This is a genomic window from Pontibacter indicus, assembly GCF_900156345.1.
Taxonomy (GTDB): Bacteria; Bacteroidota; Bacteroidia; order Cytophagales; family Hymenobacteraceae; genus Pontibacter; species Pontibacter indicus.
On sequence record NZ_FTPP01000001.1, the window covers coordinates 1,221,660 to 1,241,360 of the forward strand.

The following is a 19,701-nucleotide window of genomic DNA, read 5'->3' on the forward strand; positions in this document are numbered from 1 at the left end:
ATTAAAACATTTCTATAAATAAATGCGTTTATTTGTCTATCCTTATATCATTCACGCATAAAAACTTAAAGAAAAACCGCTTATGAAAACACCTTTACTTTCTGTTTTTCTCTCACTGGCGCTGTTCCTGACCGGGATGGCCCAAAGCGCGCCCAAGCGGGAATTCCGCGGAGCCTGGATCGCGACTTACGCCAACATCGACTGGCCTAACCGCACCCAGACACCAGCCCAGCAGCAGGCTGCGCTTATTTCAATTCTGGACCACCACAAGGCCACCGGCATCAACGCTATTTTTCTGCAGGTGCGCAGCCAGAGCGACGCCCTCTACCCGAGTCAGCTTGAGCCCTGGTCTTCCGACCTGACCGGTCTGCAGGGAAGAGCACCCAGCACACCCTGGGACCCAGTGGCCTTTGCCATCGAAGAGTGCCGCAAGCGGGGTATGGAATTCCATGCCTGGATCAACCCCTACCGTGCCATTGCCAACTACAACAATATCAACAGCTTCGACCCAAGCCATGTGGCCCGTCGCAAGCCGGAGTGGTTGCTGGCAGCCGGCAACCAGCGTATCCTCAACCCAGCCCTGCCTGAAGTACGCGACTACGTGACCTCGGTGATCGACGACATTGTGGCACGCTACGATGTAGACGGCATTCACTTCGACGACTACTTTTACCCGAACGCAGCTTTCAATGACGACGCCAACTTCCTGGCCGACCCGCGAGGCTTCACCGACCGTGGTGACTGGAGAAGGGATAACGTGAACATGCTCGTGCAGCAGGTGAGCGAAAGCATCAAGGCGGCGAAGCCCTGGGTGAAGTTCGGCATCTCCCCTTCCGGCATTTACCGCAACAGCACCAACCCGGCCCTTGGCTCTGCTACCAGCGGTCTGCAGCACTACGTAACGCTCTATGCCGATTCCCGCAAATGGCTGCAGGAAGGCTGGATCGATTACCTGGCCCCGCAGGTATACTGGTACATCGGTCAGCCAGGCGCCAATTACAGCGTACTGATTCCCTGGTGGAACAACAACTCCTATGGCCGCCACATCTACATCGGCATGGCCGGTTACAAAGTGAACGATCCGGCGCAGGGCGTGAACTGGGCCAATCCATCACAGATTCCGAACCAGGTGCGCATGAACCGCGACGCCGCGCACCCCAACATCTACGGGCAGGCCATTTACAATACCAGCAGCCTGCGCAGCGCCACAAAACTGGGCTTCCGCGACTCGCTCCGCTACGATTTCTACAGCAAGCCTGCCCTGTTGCCTAATATGCCCTGGCGCGACAATGTGGCCCCAACAGCCCCTGCAGACCTGATTGCGCAGCGCCATGGCAATGACTCAGTGGTCATCACCTGGTCACAGCCAGCCAGCTCCGGCGACGAGTTTGACAAGGTGCGCCAGTTTGCCGTGTACCGCTCCCTGAGCCCGATGATGGATCCGGAGAATACCGACAACCTGCTGGCCATTACCAACACCGCCACCGGCCGATATACCGACAAGGCCCTGGCCTCCGACGCGCCTTATTATTATTTTGTGACGGCCCTCGACCGCTTCCACAACGAGAGTGCGCCCTCCAACGTGAGCGACTACCAGGCACCTATCCTGGCTGGCGTAAGCAACCAGGAAATTTCGCTGGACGCCGACAACTGCTCCGCCACTTTGCCTGACTACACTGCTATGCTGACTGTGAGCGACGACGTTTCCTTCCCGGATCAGATCACGCTCACGCAGTCGCCGGCAGCTGGTACGGAGATCAGCGGAGCCGGACCGATGCAGATCACGTTCACGGCAACAGATGCCTCCGGCAAGTCCACTTCCAGCAGTATGACGCTGACCAAGAAAGACGTTACGGCACCGGTTATCCTGGTTCAGGATATCAAACGTACGCTCAGCAACGGCATCGTCATTATTTCGGTGGGGGATATCGACCTCGGCACCTGGGACAACTGTGGTCTGGATGTGAGTTCGCTTCAGCTTTCGCAAAGCAGCTTCGACTGCAGCCACATCGGTGAGAACACCGTGACCCTGACTGCCCGCGACCTGAGCGGAAACGAGGCGCAGGCCACCGCTGTAGTAACAATTGAGGGTGTGGTGCCACAGGCCGCCATCAGCCTCAGCAGAGCCGACAACACCTATACCGGTTTACCGGACAATACGATTGCCCTGGGCTACGGCGCGCAATCGCTGACACTCACAGCCACAGACGCCACTGCTGAAAACCCAAGCACAACCTATACCTGGACTCCAGTTACTGGTTTGAGCACGACCACGGGTGCTATTACGGAATTCGCGCCACAGGCTGCCGGAACCTATACCTTCAAGGTAGAGGCGACCAATGCTTACGGCTGTACTTCCACCGCCACGGTGACGGTTGAGGTGATCGATGTGCGCTGCGGTGAGAACAACGACAAGGTGCTTGTATGCAACAAAACAGGCAGCGCCACAAATCCAGGCAACGGCATCTGCATAGCGCCTGAGGCTGTAGCGGCTCACCTGAGCAAAGGCGGAACCTTGGGCGGATGCGCTCCTGCTGCCATCGCCGGCAAAGGTCAGGCTCCTGTGCTGAACGCCTATCCGAACCCATTCAACAGCGAGACTACAGTACAGTTCACGCTGGATCAGGAGGAAGCAAACGTGGTGCTGGAGGTATACGACATGAACGGCAACCGCGTAGCGCGCCTGTATGAAGGCAGCGCTGCCGCCGACAGAACCTATACCTTCAACCTGAACGGCAACACCCTGCGCAACAACGTGTACATCGTTCGCCTGGTAACGGCCGGAGAGGTGAAGACTTTCCGCCTGATGAAGAACAGGTAATATTGAGTAGTTTGTTGAGGTTAGAAACACCTGCCGGGAAATCGGCAGGTGTTTTTTTATGCAGTTCCTGGCTTGAGTACAGTCTATCCTTTTACTCTACCCTGGTAAAACCCACTCAATAAAAAATTAAGATTAAATAACGATAGTTCCGGCTTTGGACACAGCTTCAGACGCTCGCTTGCCGTACATTTGCGGTATGCTGCAAGAGCTGAGAGAATTTTTAAGGAGTACAGATTTTGTAAAGGCGCTGGTGATCACGTTCGCCGCTGTTATGCCTGTTTTGCTAGGGCTTTGGTTCGATCAGGTGCCTTATTTCCTGAGCGTGACCATGGGCACCATCCTCGCCTCGGGCAGTGATGTGCCGGGCAGCAGGCGGCACAAAACCGTGGGCATCCTTGCTTCGGCCACTATTGCCATGCTGGCCAGTATCGCTGTCGGCCTGGTGGTAGGGAGCCTATACCTGCTGCTACCGGTGCTGGCTGTGCTGGTGTTTGCCATCTCCTTCATTTCCGTGTATGGTTTCCGGGCTTCGCTGGTGTCTTTTGCCGGCTTGATGGCCATTGTCATGAGCTTTGTGCACGTGCACACGGGCGCCGATATTTTTATACACGGTCTGCTGATGGGCGCGGGTGGCTTATGGGCGCTGCTGCTGTCGCTGGTCTTCCATTCGCTGCTGCAAAAGCGGCAAACTGAAACGCTGCTCATCAACTGTCTGCGGCAGACGGCCCGTTACATACAGCTGCGCGGAAAGCTGGCCATAGAGGAACAAAACCTGGAAGCGCTGCAGAAGGAGTTCTACAACCTGCAGGTGAAGCTGAACGAGACGCACGAGGCCCTGCGCGAGGTGCTGCTGCACGAGAGGCAGAGCTCCGGCTCTTCCAACTACCACCGCAAACAGCTCCTGATCTTTATCGACCTGATCGACATCCTGGAACTGTCTCTGGCTAACCCGGCCAACTACGAACGTGCCCGGGAACTGTTTGGCCACTCTGTGCGGGTGCTGCTGCCTTTCATTAAACTGGTTTTTGAGCTGTCGGCCAAGCTCGACCACCTGGCCGACAGCATGCAACAGCGGCGCGGACTTCCGGCAGAACATGACCTGGAGCCCTTGATCGACAAGTGCCGCGACAGCATACGCCAGTATGTGGAAGAACTGAAACTGCCACAAGCCCGGGAGGGAGCGCTCTTGCTGCACAACCTGCTGGACTACGAAGAAAAACTGCTGCAAAAGATCACCTCCATTGAGCGCGTATACCTGAACCTGGAGGAGCAGCAAGGCATTGGCATGCAAAGCAGGGAAAGACGGCAGTTCATCACCCAACAGGACTACGATGTACGCATCCTGCGCGACAACCTCTCCCTGCAATCGCCCATCTTCAAACACGCTGGTCGCCTAACGATCGCGATGCTGCTGGGCTATGGGCTGGGCATTCTTTTCCCGATCCAGAACGCCTACTGGATTCTGCTCACGATTGTGGTGATTCTGCGGCCCGGCTATACCCTGACCAAAGAGCGGTCGAAGCACCGGCTCTACGGCACCTTGCTGGGCGCCGTAATTGCGGGGCTGATCGTGCTGCTGGTGCAGAATGTGTACCTGTATAGTGTGCTGGCCTTGGTTTCGCTGATATTGTCCTTCGCCTTCATCCAGCGCAACTACCGTACTTCGTCTATTTTCGTGACCACCGGCATTATCTTCATCTACGCTCTCATCACACCGGATGCCTTCGACGCGATCCAGTTCCGGGTGATCGATACGCTGACGGGCGCTGTCATTTCCATAGCGGCCATCACCTTCTTGTGGCCTTCCTGGGAGTCGCAGAGCATCAAAAGCAGCATCGTGAAAGCACTGCGCGCCAACCGGCTATACTTGGCCGAGATTGACAGGTATAGCCAGCACAAATTGCAGAACACCACCGACTATAAGCTTGCCCGGAAAGAGGCTTTTCTGCAGATGGGCAACCTGAACGCGGCTTTTCAGCGCATGAGCCAGGAGCCGAAATCGGCGCAGCAGCAGTTGATGGAATTTTACGAGATTGTCGGCCTGAACCATACCTTCCTGGCGGCCGCGGCGGCGCTGGGCACTTTTATCCGGGATACAAAAACGCAGGCTAACACAGAAGACTTACACCTGATCATCAAATCGATTGACGCCAATCTGGTGCAGGCCCTGCAAACCCTGCAGGAGGATGAAGATGCCGAAGAAGTAGCCAAGGAAGAATTGGTGGAGGCCTACGATCACCTAGAGGGCAGGTATAACGAACTGGTGGCTATCCGTACCCGTGAGCTGGCCGGCTCTTCCTACAAACCCATCGCCCCCGAATTTCTCAAAAACCTAAAGGAGGCCCGCCTCATCTCGGATCAGCTGAAATGGCTGCACAGCATTTCCGGAAACCTGAAGCAAGCCGTGCGGGAACTAGCCTGATCATGGTCACTTGCGGGTTACGTTCAGGTATACGCCCGCAATTTTTGCAGCACAATTCCCCTATCTTGCGTTAAAATACGCATCAGCATACATTATACTTATGGCGCATCAACCCCACTACTCTCCCATGGCCCGGCAGCTGTTCGGCCAGTTCCTGGACGAGGAAATTGACCGCGACACCCTGATCGGGCGTTTGCAGGAAATGGAACTGCAGTTGCAGGCAGATGCCGGCGATGAATTTGGGGATGAGGACGAAGTGGAGAGCACACAGTCGCTGCGCATCCGCATATTTGGTGGCGATACGCTGGGCATGAGCATCCAGGAGATTGAGCACGATCTACAGGACCCCGCTCACCCTAACGCCCAGATCCTGATGCGGGGCATTGCCTTTGGTCTGGCTGAGGATGAGCTGGAGGTACACTTCGAATAGAAAAATTACGTACCTTTCGCTTATACCTTAAAACTATACTTATGGCAAAGTCACAAGACGCGAAAAAAGAGGCCAAGAAAAAGCCGGCCAAAACCCCAAAGGAAAAGCAGGCGGCCAAACTCGAAAAGAAAAAGAAAAGCTACGACTAGAGCATTTGCCTGCCCCAACCGGCAGGTATACCCACAAAATTTGGAAAGCAGCAGACCGCGGAGTTTGCTGCTTTTTTGTTTTCAGGGGACTCCTAATGGTAAGGCACTATACCTTCCAATTTTTACTCCGGATATAGTGCAAATAACAGACAATCTGTATATTTGCCCTCTCCTATACCTTGTGTTACTATCCGTCCTTCGCCTATGAAGCAACTTTTACGCCTGTTGCTCGGGATCATCCCGTGCCTTTTTCTTGCTTGCGACTACAGCCCATCCGGAAGCCACTTTGAGGAGGTAAGCCCTCAGGTCGAAGTGGTAGGCGATATTGAACTAGACAATTATCCGTCGCAGGACACCCTGATGCTGCGGGGATCAGTCAATCTTAAATTCAGTGTTTCCCTTCCGGGGCGCACCATCTATTCTGTAGAGCTTTTGCTGGGAAAAAACTCGCTGGGTGCGACTTCGTCTGCCACAGGGGGGCGTCAACTCCAAACGACCGAATATCCCGACGGCTACTATACCCTACAGCTCAACGTGCTGGGCAACTCAGGTACCGGCAGCTTGGCAGACAAGTCGGGCGTCGAGGGCGTGCAGGTATACAGAACCTGGGTGGTGTACATCGACAACACACCGCCAAAACCGGTTACGCTCACCAGTGTGAAAGCCGTAGATGGCAGCCTGAAACTGGAATGGAAAAAGTACAGGGGAACCGGCTTCCAGAAATACGAGATTCACCGGCATTATCCGGGCCAGGTTTACGGGCAGCTCACCGCCACGATTACCGATCCAAACCAGACGACCTGGTTCGACGAGGAATACTTGGGCGAGCAGATTTCCTACCGGGTGGTGACGCGGGTAAACGGCTATTATTATGACCTGGCCAGCAATTCGATCCCTTACTTTTACCCCAAACCGCATGTGCTGAGCAGTACCATCAGCCCTGAAAAGGAGCTTACCATCACATTCAGTTCCACCCCCTTCACCAGCAATTTTGGCAGCTACGAACTGACCCTTAATTCCAACAGGGTTATCCGACTGACCGATCCGAAGGACACCGTTGTTACCATACCTGCCAACATATTTGGGGAAGAGCTGCATGCCACCCTGGCCACGTACTCTAAGTCCTACCCCAGCCCTGGCTCCAGGTCTGTGACGGACTATGCCATACTGGAAGGTATAGGGGCTCCCTGGGGGCCACAGGACGTAGACAGGCTGTTCGGGAAACCCTCCTCCGGAAAGCTTTACTTTGCGGACCGGGGTTACATCAAGGTAGTGGATGCAGCCACCCGCCATATCTTGCGGGAGCGAAATGTCATGTACGACCAGATAGGCAGCGAGAAGCAGGATGTGATCTCCCAGGATGGCAAGCTTCTGTACAGCATCATCAACTATGCCATACACAGGCTGGACCCACTCACACTACAGACACTGGAGCGCTATGAACTGAATGATTTATTGCCGGAGGAGTTCTATCATTTTAGCATGTTGGATGGGGTGAGCAACACCAACCGCCTGATTCTGCGGGCCCGCAACGCGGACTACGATCCGGAGAATAAAGACATGGCCTATGTGATTGACATGGACCAGAAAAAGGTGGTCACCGCTGTGGAGGCCGATCTGAATTATAGCTATGCCATGATCAGCCCGGATGGGAAAACCATCAACGCTTCGGACCAGGTGTATGTAGAGCAGCCAAAGGGCGATTGGAAAAAGCTGCCTTTGACAAGACAGGAGGCAAATTCCCTGAAGTTTCATACCGCTAGCCCGCTTTTCTTTACTACCAAAGGTACCACGATCTCCTTTTACTCCACCACGGATGGCACCCTGCAGTCAACGCTTCAGACAGAAAGGGAGCTCTACCCAATTGATACGGATCCGGTGACAGGCCATCTTTATGGCAGCAGTTATAACCAGCTCTTTATTTACAACACCAGCACGGGCCAACTGGTCAACAAAGTTGATTTAGCGGGTGGCACCCTGGTTTTCCTTTATAACAACACGCTCTATTCCGGCAATCGCTATCTTAACTTGTAAGGCTATGTCATACCCGAAAACTTTAATGCTGGCAGTTTGTCTGCTGCTAACTGCCAGCGCCGCCATAGCCCAGTCTACCATATACCTGGAGCCGCGGCTAGGCTTTGGCACTTTCCGGATGCAATCGATGAAGGAGCTACAGCGCGTGATGATCGCCAACACCGGACTGGATGCCAAAGCGACCGATGCCTTTGGTTCTTATGCTCAGTTTGGCCTCAACGTCGTGTCCGATATAGGGGAGCAATCCCGTATAGGATTCTTTCTTGAGCATGGGTCCACCGGTGGCCGGGTGGCTTATGCAGACTACTCCGGTGAGTTTTTGCTGGACACCCCGCTCAATTACAATGCCTTCGGCGGCTTGTTTTATCACCACCAGTCCATCAAAGAAAGCAGGCTTCGCTATGTGGCGGGAACAGAACTGCATATGCTGATGACGAACATGAACCTGCAAGCCTACACCAAAATAAACAGCCAAACCGAAAGCAGTGAAGATAAATTTAACTCCTATGGGCTGGGCTTTAAGCCCTTTGTGGGACTGCAGTACCCTTTGATGTTATTTCCAACTATACTCTCTATAGGCTACTTTGTGGATACGAATTACCCCTTCCATGTGCCGGGTGAGCTAGACCAGCAACTTGTCATCGACAGCAACAACAAAACGATACACCCCGGCTGGAGTGGCCTGCGCGTCAACGTATCCGTCGCTATTCCCATTGTTAGGTAGATTATCAACGGTGCTGCTCATACCTGTTCGCTTGCAAGGATTGCTGCAGCACTTTGATTTCTGCCGCCGTTAAAGGTGCGCTCTTACTAGCTAGCAGAGCATCGTCCAGCTGCTCTTCGGTACGAATACCCATCACCGCTGCACTGACAGCCGGATGGTGTAAGGTATAGCGTAAGGCCACTTCAGCTGCCTTTCGGTCCGTACCCGCTACTTTTCGCACGGAGTTGGCCGCCTGTTGAATCTCCTCAAAGGTATAGCCGAGGTAGGGTTTAGCAGGCTTACCGGCCAGTAGTCCCTGCGCCAGGCTACCGCGGGCCAGTATGCCTATACCTTTCCCTTTTAGCAAGTCGAGTACCTGCTCCTCTGGTCTTCGGTCGAGCAAACTGTACTGCAGCATCACACTTGCTATGTTGGAACGCTTCACATATTCCCGGATCACATTCGGCCGGATGGACGAAATGCCGTAGTGCCGGATTTTGCCCTGTTTTTTTAGCAGTTCAAAAGCTTCGATGGTCTCGTCGATCGGGTCTTCGATGGTGCCTCCATGCAGTTGGTACAGGTCGATGTAGTCGGTCTGCAGCCGCCGGAGACTCTCTTCCACAGCCTGCAGGATATACGCTTTACGCGGGTTCCAGTCCCAGCCGCTACCGTCCGCCCGCCACTGATTCCCGACTTTGGTCGAGATGATTACCTGCTCCCGCATCCCGGCAAACGCTTTCCCGACAGTTTTTTCATTGGCGCCTTTGTCGTACAGGTCAGCAGTATCGAAGAAATTAACCCCTTGGTTCAGTGCATGGTGCAGAAGTTCGGCATTAGCCGCATGGTCGCTCCCCAGCGACATGCACCCAAAGGCAATTTCGCTTACCTGAAGGTCTGAATTTCCTAGCTGTTTGTAGGTCATATTGATTGAGTTTTGATTGGCTTATCTGCTATAGCGTGATTATTAGGAGAAGGTTGGTGATATGCCCGTTCCTCTTATGTGAAAGGTGCCGTGAGCTCGCAGCGTCTTTTGACCTGCGCATGTTTGTCTGAATCAGGATTTACAGGATTAAAGGATTTACAGGATTTTCGCAGATACAGAATCACCTCAGCCCTCCTCTTTTGTCGCCCCCTACTCCCACGGGTTGGCAGGATTTTGGTGCACGATTTATACACCCCTGCCCCTCTCAAGAGGGGAATCATGCCACTGCCAATTCATAGGTATAAGTTCTGTTGTTTCCCTTCACAAACCACTGGCAGGTATAGTAAGGCTAACTTGCACGCTAACGATGAAACAGATAGCGGTGCTAAGTGCACTTTTCGACGCTCCACTGTTGGGGGTGAAGGGGTCCCCCTGTCAAGAGCGGTCAGCGAGTTTGGAGGGTCTTGATTTTTTTGCTTACTTTTTTCATCAAGGAAAAAAGTGAGTGCCCGCCGCACAGGCGAAGCAATGAAACAAGCAAGTTGCTATACCTGCAACAAGAGCCACTCCAGGCATAAGCATTGCCAGACGGTACTCTACCTGGGGCACAGGGACCAGTGGCCACACGACTGTAGACACGAGCTTGGACGAAACCCTAAATTTCCTTATTCCAAAATATAGACAATAACTAATTTTCCGGAATAAAACGTAAGTTTATAGCACCAACACAAACACTAAACCTAACATGAGTCAACTAACCATCAACAGCCTCGAAGAACTGGAGTCGTACCAGGGGAAAGAACTGGGCGTTTCGGAGTATCACACCATCACGCAGGAGCAGATCAAAAAATTCGCAGACGCTACGCTCGATCACCAGTGGATCCACCTGGACGAAAACCGCGCCACCATCGAGACGCCCTTCCGGTCGACAATCGCGCACGGCTACCTCACAGTGTCCTTGCTGCCGTACCTGTGGGGCCAGATCGTGAAGATCGGGAATGTGAAGATGCAGGTGAACTACGAAATCGAAAGTCTGCGCTTCAACCAGGCCGTGACCGTAAACAGCCGGGTGCGACTGCGTGCCAAAATGCTTTCTGTTAAAAACCTGCGTGGTATTGCCAAAACGCAGATCGAAGTTACCCTCGAAATTGAAAACAGCCGTAAACCTGCCTATACTGGTGTGGTCACGTTCCTGTATCACTTTAACGATTAACCAGTCGCACCACGCCGGCCCACCAGAAGAGCAACCTATGAAAACCTTAGCAGTAGCAGAACTCCGCGCCATGTTCCCGGCCCTCCGTGGTTCCGAAAATAAAGCGCCTTACATCTACTTTGACGGACCTGGCGGCACCCAAATGGCCCAGCAGTCCGTCGATGGAATGCTGGCCTATATTACGGGAGGCATGGCCAACCTGCACGGTGCCTTCCCGACGAGCGTGGGAACCGACAACCTTTTGCTAGAAGGACGGAAAGCGGTGGCAGACCTGGTGCATTGCGCGTCCGAAGAGGTAGCTTTCGGGCAGAACATGACGACCCTGGCCTTTAGTATTGCCCGCAGCTTAGGCAGCTTTATTTCTGCTGATGACGAGGTGGTGGTGACCGAAATGGACCACCGCGCCAACGTGGATCCCTGGGTAACGCTGGCCGCTGACAAAGGCGCGAAAGTCAAATTCATAGAGCTCGACCCGAATACCTATACCCTGAAACTGGATAGGCTCGACGAACTGATCACAGAGAAGACAAAACTAGTGGCTGTGGGGATGTCGTCGAATGTGACGGGTACGGTGACCGATATAAGGCGCGTAATCGCGCGGGCAAAAGAGGTGAACGCAATTGTGGTGGTGGATGCCGTGCATGCTGTGCCGCACATGCCCATCGACTTCCAGGAATTGGGTTGCGATATCCTGCTTTGCTCAGCCTACAAGTTCTTTGGGCCGCATATCGGCATCGCTGTCATCGCGGCCTCGCTGTTTGAGAAACTACAGGTATACAAGCTGGCACCGGCCCCACAGCAAATTCCCGACAAGCTCGAAACAGGCACTCAAAATCAAGAGGCCCTAGCCGGCCTGATCGGTGCTATCACGTTTATAGAGCAGTTGGGAGAGGGCAAGAACCGCAGAGAGCGCCTGGTTTCAGGTATGCAGCGCATCGAAGAACACGAACAGCAACTCACCGCCCGGCTGGATGGTTTCCTGCGTCAAGTCCCGGATCTGAAGCTATACCGCGCCCCAGAAGGTGTCTATAAAACACCAACCTTCGCCTTTACGATACCCGGTATAAAAGCTCGCGAGGTGACCACCTGGTTTGCCGAAAATTACAGCATGTGTATTGCAGATGGCCACTTTTATGCGACGACCATGGCCGAAAAACTGGGCGTACTGCCCATAGGCGGCTGGATCCGGATCGGACTGGCACCCTACAACACGCTCGAGGAAGTCATGCTGTTTGAGGAAGGCTTTCAGAAGTTTATGGCCACCCGCCGCAGCTAACTAACTCAGACGATAAAACAGTTCAAGGTCATCCTCTATCTGTAAGGATGGGACCACGATAAACTCAACTCCAGCCAGCTTCCCGTAATCTTACAATTACTCATTTTCTATTCGCAGAAAGCCTGCAGTTCAACTCACTTATAAGAATAAAAAAGCAGTGCAATGCCATGTTTATGGCGAAGCCCTACTTTCTTCATGTAAAAGCACCTATTTTATTGGTAAACAGCAGTATAAAATTGGTTAAAGGTATACCATCTTTCCCGGAAAGTAAAAACTATTGTAACAACATCTGTTAATTACAGTAAAAATTTATAGTACACGCTTCTTTGTTCAACAAGAAGCCAGGTAAGTATTATTATATTTTGTAATTAAATAAGAGGGAAAGCTATGAAGAAGAATATTTTAAGTCCGATTGCTGTGTTGACTTTGTCTGGTTTTATGATGTATGGCTGTGCCAGCTCAGCCGAGACTACTGATGCCACTGCGATGGAACAAGCCACTTACAGCGAAACCGAGCGTATGGCCGGAAGAACATCAGATGACGAAGGTTTGATGGCAGCAGAGCAGGAAGGACAAGTGCTGGATGTGCTGGTGGTGGAAGAGACAGCCGTGGTACCGATAGGTACAATAGCCGTTACAGCGCTGGCCCTGGAGAACCCGGTTGATATTAACGACATGTTTGATGACATCGACGATACAGAACAGTATTCGGTGATGGAACTGGCGAGAAAAAGCCCCAACCTGTCTACTTTTGTGAAATTGATTGAACAAGCTGGTCTGGAAGATGACGTAGAGCGCCTGGATGAAATGACCTTTTTAGCGCCAACAAACGAGGCATTTGCCAAATTGTCGAAAGACAAGCTTTCGAAGTTGTTATTAACTGAAAACAGGGCTTTGCTTTCTGCCCTGGTGCAGGCCCACATCCTGCCTTCGGAAGTACGCTCAAACCAGTTGCAGAGCAACACAAGAATCCGGATGACAGACCAAAGCTACCTCCCGGTTAGCACTGACAATAGTGGTACAATTACGACAGTGGGAAACGCTCAACTGGTCAAAACCGATGTGGAGGCATCCAATGGCAGAATCCATGTGCTCGACTCCGTTATACTGCCATCTGCGGTAGAACAGCTATAATAAAGCCATCACTTGAAACGGTTTTAAAAATTTAATGTAAGAGCGCCGGATGAAATATTACTCCGGCGCTCTTATTATTTTAAGGATTACTTCAGCAAATGAAATCCTCGTCTTGCTACTTTATTTCAAACACACTTTCGTTTATGCCTAGCTTGTTTTTCGAGTGTAGCTCCACCGGAAAACCCCACAGGTAGCGGAGGTGGGCCATTGTCTGGCGGGCGCTTTTGGTTTCGAGTTTGCGGTCCTTTTGCATGTAGTGCGTCAGGTATAGCTTGCTGGTCTGGTGGCGGTCTACGCGGGTCACCTGTATGTTAGGTATAATACTAGAACGGTCGTACTGCGCGGCCAACTGCTCCCGCACCCGGCGGTAGCCTCGCTCGTTGTGTATGGCCCCGATCTCAAACTCTGCCTCCCCTTCGTTGTCGATGATGGTGAAGAGTTTCATATCGCGGATAACCTTAGGTGAGAGATACTGCAGGATAAAACTGTCGTCGCGGAAGTTCTCCATCACGTACAGCACCTGTTCCAGCCAGTCTTTGCCGATCAGGTCCGGAAACCAGGCTTTGTCTTCTTCGGTCGGCTCCTGACAAATGCGCTTGATGTCCATGAAAATATTGAAGCCCAAGGTATAGGGGTTGAGCCCGGAGTAGAACTTGCTGTTGTATTCGGGTTGGTAGAGTACACTGCTGTGGCTTTTGATAAACTCCAGCATGAAACCGTCGTTGAGGTAGCCCTCCTCAAACATCTTGTTGATGATGTGGTAGTGCACGAATGTCGCAAAGCCCTCGTTCATGACCTTGGTAGTCCCCTGCGGGTAAAAGTACTGCGCCACTTTACGAACGATGCGGACAAGTTCCCGCTTCCAGGCGGGCAATGCGGGGGCGTATTTTTCAATGAAATACAGAATGTTCTCTTCCGGTTCTTTTGGGAAGCGGCCTTCGTCCAGCCCGCTTATTTCCAGTTCGGCAGTGCTCTTGGGCAGGGTGCGCCAGAGTTCGTTGTAGTTCTCGTGCCGGATCAGGGTGAGTTTCTTCAGGCGCTCGTTCTCCTCCAGCGCCGACAGTTTGGTGGGTTTCCTATACCTGTCCACGCCGTAGTTCATCAGCGCGTGCGCCGCATCCAGCACCTTCTCCACCTCGTCTTCACCATGCTCCTCCTCGCATCGCAAAACGTACTCCCGCGCAAAGGCCATGTAATCAACAATGGAGTCAGCTGCAGTCCAGTCGAGGAACATATAGTTGTTGGCAAAAAAGGCGTTGTGGCCCTGGCAGGCATGGGCGATCACGAGCAGCATCATGCAGGTGGAGTTGTTCTCCATGTTGTAGCTGATGCAGGGGTTGGAGTTGATCACCAGCTCGTACGAAAGCCCCATGCGCCCCTTGCTGTAGTTACTCTGGTTCAGCACAAAGTCCTTCCCGAATTTCCAGTGCGGGTAAGAAGTAGGCAGACCGGTCAGTGCATAGGCGTCCAGCATCTGCTCGGAGGTCACCACTTCGATCTGGTTCGGATATATTTTCAGCTTCAGGTACTCCTTCCCGATCCGGCTGATCACCTCGTCGGCCGCCTGTAGCGTCTCATAATCCCAGTTCGGATCACAAAACATTGCCCGGTATTTTTCTTTATCTGTCATGGATCAGGATTTACAGGATTTTAGGATTTTCAGGATTCAAACCGTACACAAATCAGAAAGATTTATAGGGGGTTCTATAAATAAAATTCACATACGCCACTGGAAGAGTTTTACTGGTTCGTGTTCAGCATTAGGATGATAAGTTCCAGAATAATTACTCTCTGAGAAAATCCTGTTAATCCTAAAATCCTGATTCAGACAGTACTCCGCTTCCTGAACAATCCCTGGAAGACAGGCCAGATCTCGTAGGGTTCGTATACCTTCCGGATTGAAAATGAGTCGTCGTCGCTGATGCGGTTGTAGGACTGCCACAGGTCGCTTTCGCGCGGACTGTTGCTGATCTCCACATAGGCCATGTACTGAATGACGGGCAGGATATTCTCCAACAGCAGCTGCTTGCATTCGGTAGCATCCTGCTTCGACCACACGTCCCCGTCCGAGGCCTGGCAGCAGTACACGTTCCAGCTATCGTCGAAGCGGGTCCGCATGATCTGCTCCATCAGTTTGAGCGACGGTGCCACCACCGTACCACCACTTTCGCGGGAGTTGAAGAACTCCTCTTCGCTCACTTCCTTGGCCTCGGTGTGGTGCCGGATGAAGACTAGCTCCACGTTTTTGTACTGCCTGGTCAGGAAGATGTAAAGGAGGGTGAAAAAGCGCTTGGCCATGTCCTTCTCATGTTGCCCCATGGAGGCCGACACATCCATGATGCAGAACATCACAGCTGAAGTGACAGGTATAGGCACCCGCTCGAAATTGTTGTAGCGCAGGTCAATGTCTTCGAAGAAAGGCAGCGTGCTGGCCTGTCGCCTTACTCGTTCCGCCTCCTCAGTAAGCTCGGTTATCAGCTGCGGGTCGGTCGCCAGCGACAGCTGCTCCTCCAGTAGCGCCAACTTCTTGTCCAGTACGCCCTTCAGGGCCAGTCGACGCCCAAGCGACTGTTGGTAGCTGGTCTTGATGTTGAGGCGGGAAGGAACGCTGTCGCGGGTATAACCGGCTCGTCGCATCTCAAAATTCTCGGTGCTGTCCATCAGTTTTTTTACCATGTTGGGCAGCGCCAGGTCATCAAAAAAGTATTTCAGAAACTCATCCCGCGACAGCACTACGGTAAACTCATCCTCAGTCACCTCCGGGCTGTTGGAGCCCTTGCCCCTTCCGCTGCTCCCCGCTCCCCCTTTGGGTTTGGGCACGCGATCGCCTTCGCTATACTTGTCGTTGCCGGGCCGCACGGTTTGCTTTTTGCCAGTCTTCGGGTCGTGGTGAAAAGTAGGCTCCTCGAGTCCGCGCACCGGCACCTTTACACTACCGCCGGTACTGCTGTCCTTGATGCTTTCCTGCGAGATGATGTCAGGTATAGCCTTCTTGATCTGGTTCTCCACGCGCCTCAAAAACTTCTGCCGGTTACCAGTAGACTTCCCCTTGTCGTTCTTCCGTCTGTCGATGATGTGGGACATGTGAGTTTGGGAGTTAAAGAGTTTGAGAGTTTAGGAGTTAGGGGGTATGAGTATATAGAATTTAAAGAAATGTGAATTAAGAAATTGCAAGTTGCCAATAGATCTAACCGATCCAGGAATCAATAACACCCAAATTCTTCTCTCTTCACTTCCTAAACTCTCAAACTCTTTAACTCCTAAACTCATTTATGCCATCGTCTTGCGCACGCGCATGAACCAGTCTACCAAAATGCGGATCTGCTTGTCGGTGTAGCCACGGTCGCGCATGCGGCGGGTGAAGTCGCGGTGCTTCTTCTCGTCTTCCTCGTTGGTTTTCACGTTGAAGGACACCACCGGCAACAGGTCTTCGGTATTGGTGAAGATCTTCTTTTCAATCACGTTCTTGATCTTTTCATAAGAATCCCAGCGCGGACTCCTGCCGCCGTGGTTGGCCTTGTGACGTAAAAAGAAGTTCGTCACCTCAGAGCGGAAATCTTTCGGGTTGGCTATACCTGCCGGCTTCTCGATTTTCTCAAGTTCTTCATTCAGTATGCTGCGGTCGAAGATCTCGCCGGAGTCTGGATCGCGGTAGTCATTGTTCTGCATCCAGTGGTCGGCATATACCACGTATTTCTCAAAGATATTCTGACCGTAAGAGCTGTAAGACTCGATGTAGGCCTTCTGGATTTCGTCCGAAATAAACTCGGCGTACTTGCTGGCCAGCACCGACTTGATCAGGTGCAGGTACTTGCTCTCCGTTTCGGGTGGTAGCATCATCTTGATCACTTCCTGCTCCAGCACATAAAGCAAGTGCACTGGGCTGGCAGCAATCTCCTCGCTATCGAAGTTGAAGACTTTGGAAAGGATCTTGAAAGCGAAGCGGGTGGAAATACCCTGCATCCCCTCGTTGATACCGGCATCGTCGCGGTACTCTTGTATGGACTTGGCGTTGGGGTCGGTCTCACGCAGGGTCTCGCCGTTGTACACCCGCATCTTGGAGTAGATGCTGGAGTTTTCAGGCTCTTTCAGGCGCGACATCACCGAAAACTCGGCCAGCAGTTCGATGGTCTTGGGTGCGCAAGGAGCATCTTTCAGCGAGCTTTCGCGGATCAGTTTCTCGTAGATCTTGATCTCTTCACTCACGCGTAGCACGTAAGGCACCTGCACTTTGTAGATACGGTCCAGGAAGGCTTCGTTCTTTTTGTCATTGAGGAACTTCGCCCACTCCGACTCGTTGGAGTGCGCCAGAATGATGCCGTCGAAAGGTATAGCGCCGATTGGTTCGGTGCCTTTATAGTTCTTCTCCTGGGTGGCGGTTAGCAGCGGGTTGAGCACTTTGATCGGGGCCTTGAACATCTCCACGAACTCGAGCAAACCCTGGTTGGCCAAACACAGTCCGCCGGTATAGGAGTAAGCATCCGGGTCGCTCTGCTGGTAATCGGCTAGCTTGCGGATGTCGACCTTACCTACCAGCGTCGAAATATCCTGGTTGTTTTCGTCGCCGGGCTCGGTTTTGGAAATGGCGATCTGCTCCTGAATGGACGGAAACAGGCGCACCACCTTAAAGCGGTTGATGTCCCCGTCGAACTCACGCAGTCGCTTGGAGGCCCAGGGACTCATGCAGCCCGGAATGTAGCGGGTGGGTATACCGTATTCTTCTTCCAGTTCATCGGCATAGTCGGCAAACAAGCCGAGCGGACTCTCGAACACCGGACTGATCTGTTCGCCGGCCTTGAGCACGTAAATCGGGAACTGCTGCATGAGGTGTTTCAGTTTTTCGGCCAGCGAGCTTTTGCCACCTCCCACCGGCCCCATCAGGTATAGAATCTGCTTCTTCTCCTCCAGCCCCTGCGCCGAGTGACGGAAGTAAGACACGATCTGCTCGATGGTGCTTTCCATGCCGTAAAAATCGCGGAAGGCAGGGTAGATTTTGATCTTCTTGTTGGAGAAAATACGGCTCAGTTTGGGGTCCTGGCGCGTGTCGAGCATCTCGGGCTCGCCGATGGCGTCGAGAATGCGCTCAGCGGGCTTGGCGTACATCTTCGGGTCTTTCCGGCACTCCTCAAGATAGGCAGCTACTGTCATCTCGTTCATGGAGGCACTATAATTGGTCTTGATCTTTTCTAAAATGTTCATAGGGCGTATTTTTAGAGAATCATTTTATACCTGAGAGCAATAAGCAGTGGCCTCATGAATGCTGGCCCGTTTACTGCCTGTCAGCTGAATGTGTCATCATTTCTGTTAGTTTATGGTCTGCACGCCTCACGAAAGAGGAATGCCGCTATGCTTGTTTGTCTGGCACCTGTGCCATGGACTGGCCTTTGGTAAACGATGAGGCAATGCACTCATGCACAGGTAGGCGGGCAGGAAACGTGTACGCGTACACATAAAGCAGGGCGCTGCTTTCCGTTGCCCGGAACAGGGGAAGAGTGGCTTGGCGACAAAATGTGCTATCCCCTGTGCCCTATGTTATGCTATACGTAGATTTTTGGTTTCTGTAGTCGGATCTGGCGCCTCTCTAATTGCAGAACAGCGCATCTTCTTTTTGAATTCAAATCCGGTAATATTTTATAACTTCACATCTATACGTATTTTGTACAAAACTGGCCATCCCTATACCTGTTGTTGTAGGGCAAGGCTGCTCTGACCACATCTTACCTCCATGGACGAAGAACACTTGAACCCACGCAATATGCCGATCTTCCGGAAAGGACGCGAGATCTATGAACTCACCGTGAAGATTGCGGACCTGATACCGGAAGACGACAGCCGACTCTCCGGTATCAAGGCTTTCATGCTCGAAGATGCGGCGCTACTGAGTGTGAAGGTGGCCGGTGCCGAAGGCGGCGACCTGTACGACATCCGGATGGAGTGCGCGACCCTGATCCGCAAGGCTGCCCGTGACCTGCAGAACCACTGCAACACCCTGACCATGTTTGGCTTTGAGCACATCCACTACCTGCACCTGATTAGGGAGGCGCTGGAAGAGTACCGCCTGCTGTTCGTGGACTGGGTGCGAACGTTCGACGCCTGGAACTACGCCGTGGACCGCTGGGGCCTTTTCAACCCGCCCGGCGTGCAGCCCGAAGACCCGGACCCGGATAGTGGGTTGGATGGTTTATGAAAGGGAAGTGCAGCCTTATGCACCCAAATGAGTATAAACAGAAAAACGAAGTAGCATATGACGCTGGAAATGGAACACTGGGACGAAAACAGGTACATGGAACTGAACACCTACTTCAGGATAAAAATACAGGGCATGGTCGATTCCGATCCCTACATCCGGGACCTTCGGAAATCGGAGGACGGGCTCCAGCTGGCAGACCTGATCAATCGCATGTCGGACAGCGATCAGGAGCTTTGGAAAGAGTTCATTAAACTGGACCGCATCAAGCTGCACCTCGACATGCAGAACCACCTGGAAGGCAAGGGCACGCCCTATACCCTGCGCCACGGCTTCGGGAGCGCCTCCTCCGATGCCGACGATTCACCATCGCCGTGGTAGCGCGCTCAGAAACATGAAAAAGGGAGGCC

The 19,701-nt window shown here is 52.7% G+C and carries 14 protein-coding genes; 10 read left to right on the forward strand and 4 right to left on the reverse strand.

The genetic code is table 11. From position 1 onward, the window contains the following. Positions 1 to 82 precede the first annotated feature (82 nt). The 5 genes from B0B12_RS05260 (at position 83) to B0B12_RS05280 (ending at position 8,580) form a co-directional block, all read left to right on the forward strand. Positions 83 to 2,821: a family 10 glycosylhydrolase gene (locus tag B0B12_RS05260; protein ID WP_076666403.1), complete on the forward strand. Its 2,739-nt coding sequence runs from the start codon at positions 83 to 85 to the stop codon at positions 2,819 to 2,821. 196 nt (positions 2,822 to 3,017) lie between these two features. Continuing rightward, positions 3,018 to 5,243: an FUSC family protein gene (locus B0B12_RS05265; protein WP_076666404.1), complete on the forward strand. Its 2,226-nt coding sequence runs from the start codon at positions 3,018 to 3,020 to the stop codon at positions 5,241 to 5,243. Between the two features lie 100 nt (positions 5,244 to 5,343). Then, a complete protein-coding gene (locus B0B12_RS05270; protein ID WP_244554605.1) occupies positions 5,344 to 5,673 on the forward strand; it encodes a hypothetical protein in 330 nt (109 codons plus the stop codon). A gap of 353 nt (positions 5,674 to 6,026) precedes the next feature. Continuing rightward, positions 6,027 to 7,856: a hypothetical protein gene (locus B0B12_RS05275; protein ID WP_076666406.1), complete on the forward strand. Its 1,830-nt coding sequence runs from the start codon at positions 6,027 to 6,029 to the stop codon at positions 7,854 to 7,856. 4 nt (positions 7,857 to 7,860) lie between these two features. Next, positions 7,861 to 8,580 carry a hypothetical protein gene (locus B0B12_RS05280; RefSeq protein WP_076666407.1) on the forward strand — a complete coding sequence of 240 codons (720 nt, stop codon included), beginning with the start codon at positions 7,861 to 7,863 and terminating at the stop codon, positions 8,578 to 8,580. Positions 8,581 to 8,584: 4 nt separating this feature from the next. On the opposite strand, the gene B0B12_RS05285 is transcribed toward B0B12_RS05280, so the two are convergent. Further along, complete coding sequence (locus B0B12_RS05285; RefSeq protein ID WP_076666408.1) at positions 8,585 to 9,481, reverse strand: aldo/keto reductase; 897 nt, start codon at positions 9,479 to 9,481, stop codon at positions 8,585 to 8,587. A 745-nt stretch (positions 9,482 to 10,226) separates the two neighbouring features. On the opposite strand from B0B12_RS05285, the gene B0B12_RS05290 reads away from it, so the two are divergent. The 3 genes from B0B12_RS05290 (at position 10,227) to B0B12_RS20085 (ending at position 13,104) form a co-directional block, all read left to right on the forward strand. Then, positions 10,227 to 10,694: a MaoC family dehydratase gene (locus B0B12_RS05290; RefSeq protein ID WP_076666409.1), complete on the forward strand. Its 468-nt coding sequence runs from the start codon at positions 10,227 to 10,229 to the stop codon at positions 10,692 to 10,694. A gap of 37 nt (positions 10,695 to 10,731) precedes the next feature. Next, positions 10,732 to 11,970, forward strand: a complete 1,239-nt coding sequence (locus B0B12_RS05295) for a cysteine desulfurase-like protein (RefSeq protein ID WP_076666410.1) — start codon at positions 10,732 to 10,734, stop codon at positions 11,968 to 11,970. Positions 11,971 to 12,357: 387 nt separating this feature from the next. Continuing rightward, positions 12,358 to 13,104: a fasciclin domain-containing protein gene (locus tag B0B12_RS20085; RefSeq protein WP_139337764.1), complete on the forward strand. Its 747-nt coding sequence runs from the start codon at positions 12,358 to 12,360 to the stop codon at positions 13,102 to 13,104. A gap of 115 nt (positions 13,105 to 13,219) precedes the next feature. Here the strand turns inward: B0B12_RS20085 and B0B12_RS05305 are convergent, their stop codons facing one another. The 3 genes from B0B12_RS05305 to B0B12_RS05315 form a co-directional block, all read right to left on the reverse strand. Next, complete coding sequence (locus tag B0B12_RS05305) at positions 13,220 to 14,734, reverse strand: SpoVR family protein (protein ID WP_076666411.1); 1,515 nt, start codon at positions 14,732 to 14,734, stop codon at positions 13,220 to 13,222. A 194-nt stretch (positions 14,735 to 14,928) separates the two neighbouring features. After that, positions 14,929 to 16,188 (reverse strand): YeaH/YhbH family protein, encoded by a 1,260-nt coding sequence (locus tag B0B12_RS05310; RefSeq protein WP_076666412.1) that lies wholly within the window; start codon positions 16,186 to 16,188, stop codon positions 14,929 to 14,931. A gap of 186 nt (positions 16,189 to 16,374) precedes the next feature. Beyond that, the gene (locus tag B0B12_RS05315) at positions 16,375 to 18,303 is read right to left on the reverse strand and encodes a PrkA family serine protein kinase (RefSeq protein ID WP_076666413.1); all 1,929 of its coding nucleotides are present in this window, start codon (positions 18,301 to 18,303) and stop codon (positions 16,375 to 16,377) included. 526 nt (positions 18,304 to 18,829) lie between these two features. Here B0B12_RS05315 and B0B12_RS05320 point away from each other — a divergent pair. Both B0B12_RS05320 and B0B12_RS05325 read left to right on the forward strand, forming a co-directional pair. Continuing rightward, on the forward strand, positions 18,830 to 19,291 hold the full coding sequence (locus B0B12_RS05320) for a hypothetical protein (protein WP_076666414.1): 462 nt from the start codon (positions 18,830 to 18,832) through the stop codon (positions 19,289 to 19,291). A 57-nt stretch (positions 19,292 to 19,348) separates the two neighbouring features. Next, complete coding sequence (locus tag B0B12_RS05325; RefSeq protein ID WP_076666415.1) at positions 19,349 to 19,672, forward strand: hypothetical protein; 324 nt, start codon at positions 19,349 to 19,351, stop codon at positions 19,670 to 19,672. Positions 19,673 to 19,701 lie beyond the last annotated feature (29 nt).

Coding starts and splice junctions, on each gene's coding strand:
- B0B12_RS05260 (WP_076666403.1), top strand. CDS start 83: ATGAAAACACCTTTACTTTCTGTTTTTCTCTCACTGGCGCTGTTCCTG.
- B0B12_RS05265 (WP_076666404.1), top strand. CDS start 3,018: ATGCTGCAAGAGCTGAGAGAATTTTTAAGGAGTACAGATTTTGTAAAG.
- B0B12_RS05270 (WP_244554605.1), top strand. CDS start 5,344: ATGGCGCATCAACCCCACTACTCTCCCATGGCCCGGCAGCTGTTCGGC.
- B0B12_RS05275 (WP_076666406.1), top strand. CDS start 6,027: ATGAAGCAACTTTTACGCCTGTTGCTCGGGATCATCCCGTGCCTTTTT.
- B0B12_RS05280 (WP_076666407.1), top strand. CDS start 7,861: ATGTCATACCCGAAAACTTTAATGCTGGCAGTTTGTCTGCTGCTAACT.
- B0B12_RS05285 (WP_076666408.1), bottom strand. CDS start 9,481: ATGACCTACAAACAGCTAGGAAATTCAGACCTTCAGGTAAGCGAAATT.
- B0B12_RS05290 (WP_076666409.1), top strand. CDS start 10,227: ATGAGTCAACTAACCATCAACAGCCTCGAAGAACTGGAGTCGTACCAG.
- B0B12_RS05295 (WP_076666410.1), top strand. CDS start 10,732: ATGAAAACCTTAGCAGTAGCAGAACTCCGCGCCATGTTCCCGGCCCTC.
- B0B12_RS20085 (WP_139337764.1), top strand. CDS start 12,358: ATGAAGAAGAATATTTTAAGTCCGATTGCTGTGTTGACTTTGTCTGGT.
- B0B12_RS05305 (WP_076666411.1), bottom strand. CDS start 14,734: ATGACAGATAAAGAAAAATACCGGGCAATGTTTTGTGATCCGAACTGG.
- B0B12_RS05310 (WP_076666412.1), bottom strand. CDS start 16,188: ATGTCCCACATCATCGACAGACGGAAGAACGACAAGGGGAAGTCTACT.
- B0B12_RS05315 (WP_076666413.1), bottom strand. CDS start 18,303: ATGAACATTTTAGAAAAGATCAAGACCAATTATAGTGCCTCCATGAAC.
- B0B12_RS05320 (WP_076666414.1), top strand. CDS start 18,830: ATGGACGAAGAACACTTGAACCCACGCAATATGCCGATCTTCCGGAAA.
- B0B12_RS05325 (WP_076666415.1), top strand. CDS start 19,349: ATGACGCTGGAAATGGAACACTGGGACGAAAACAGGTACATGGAACTG.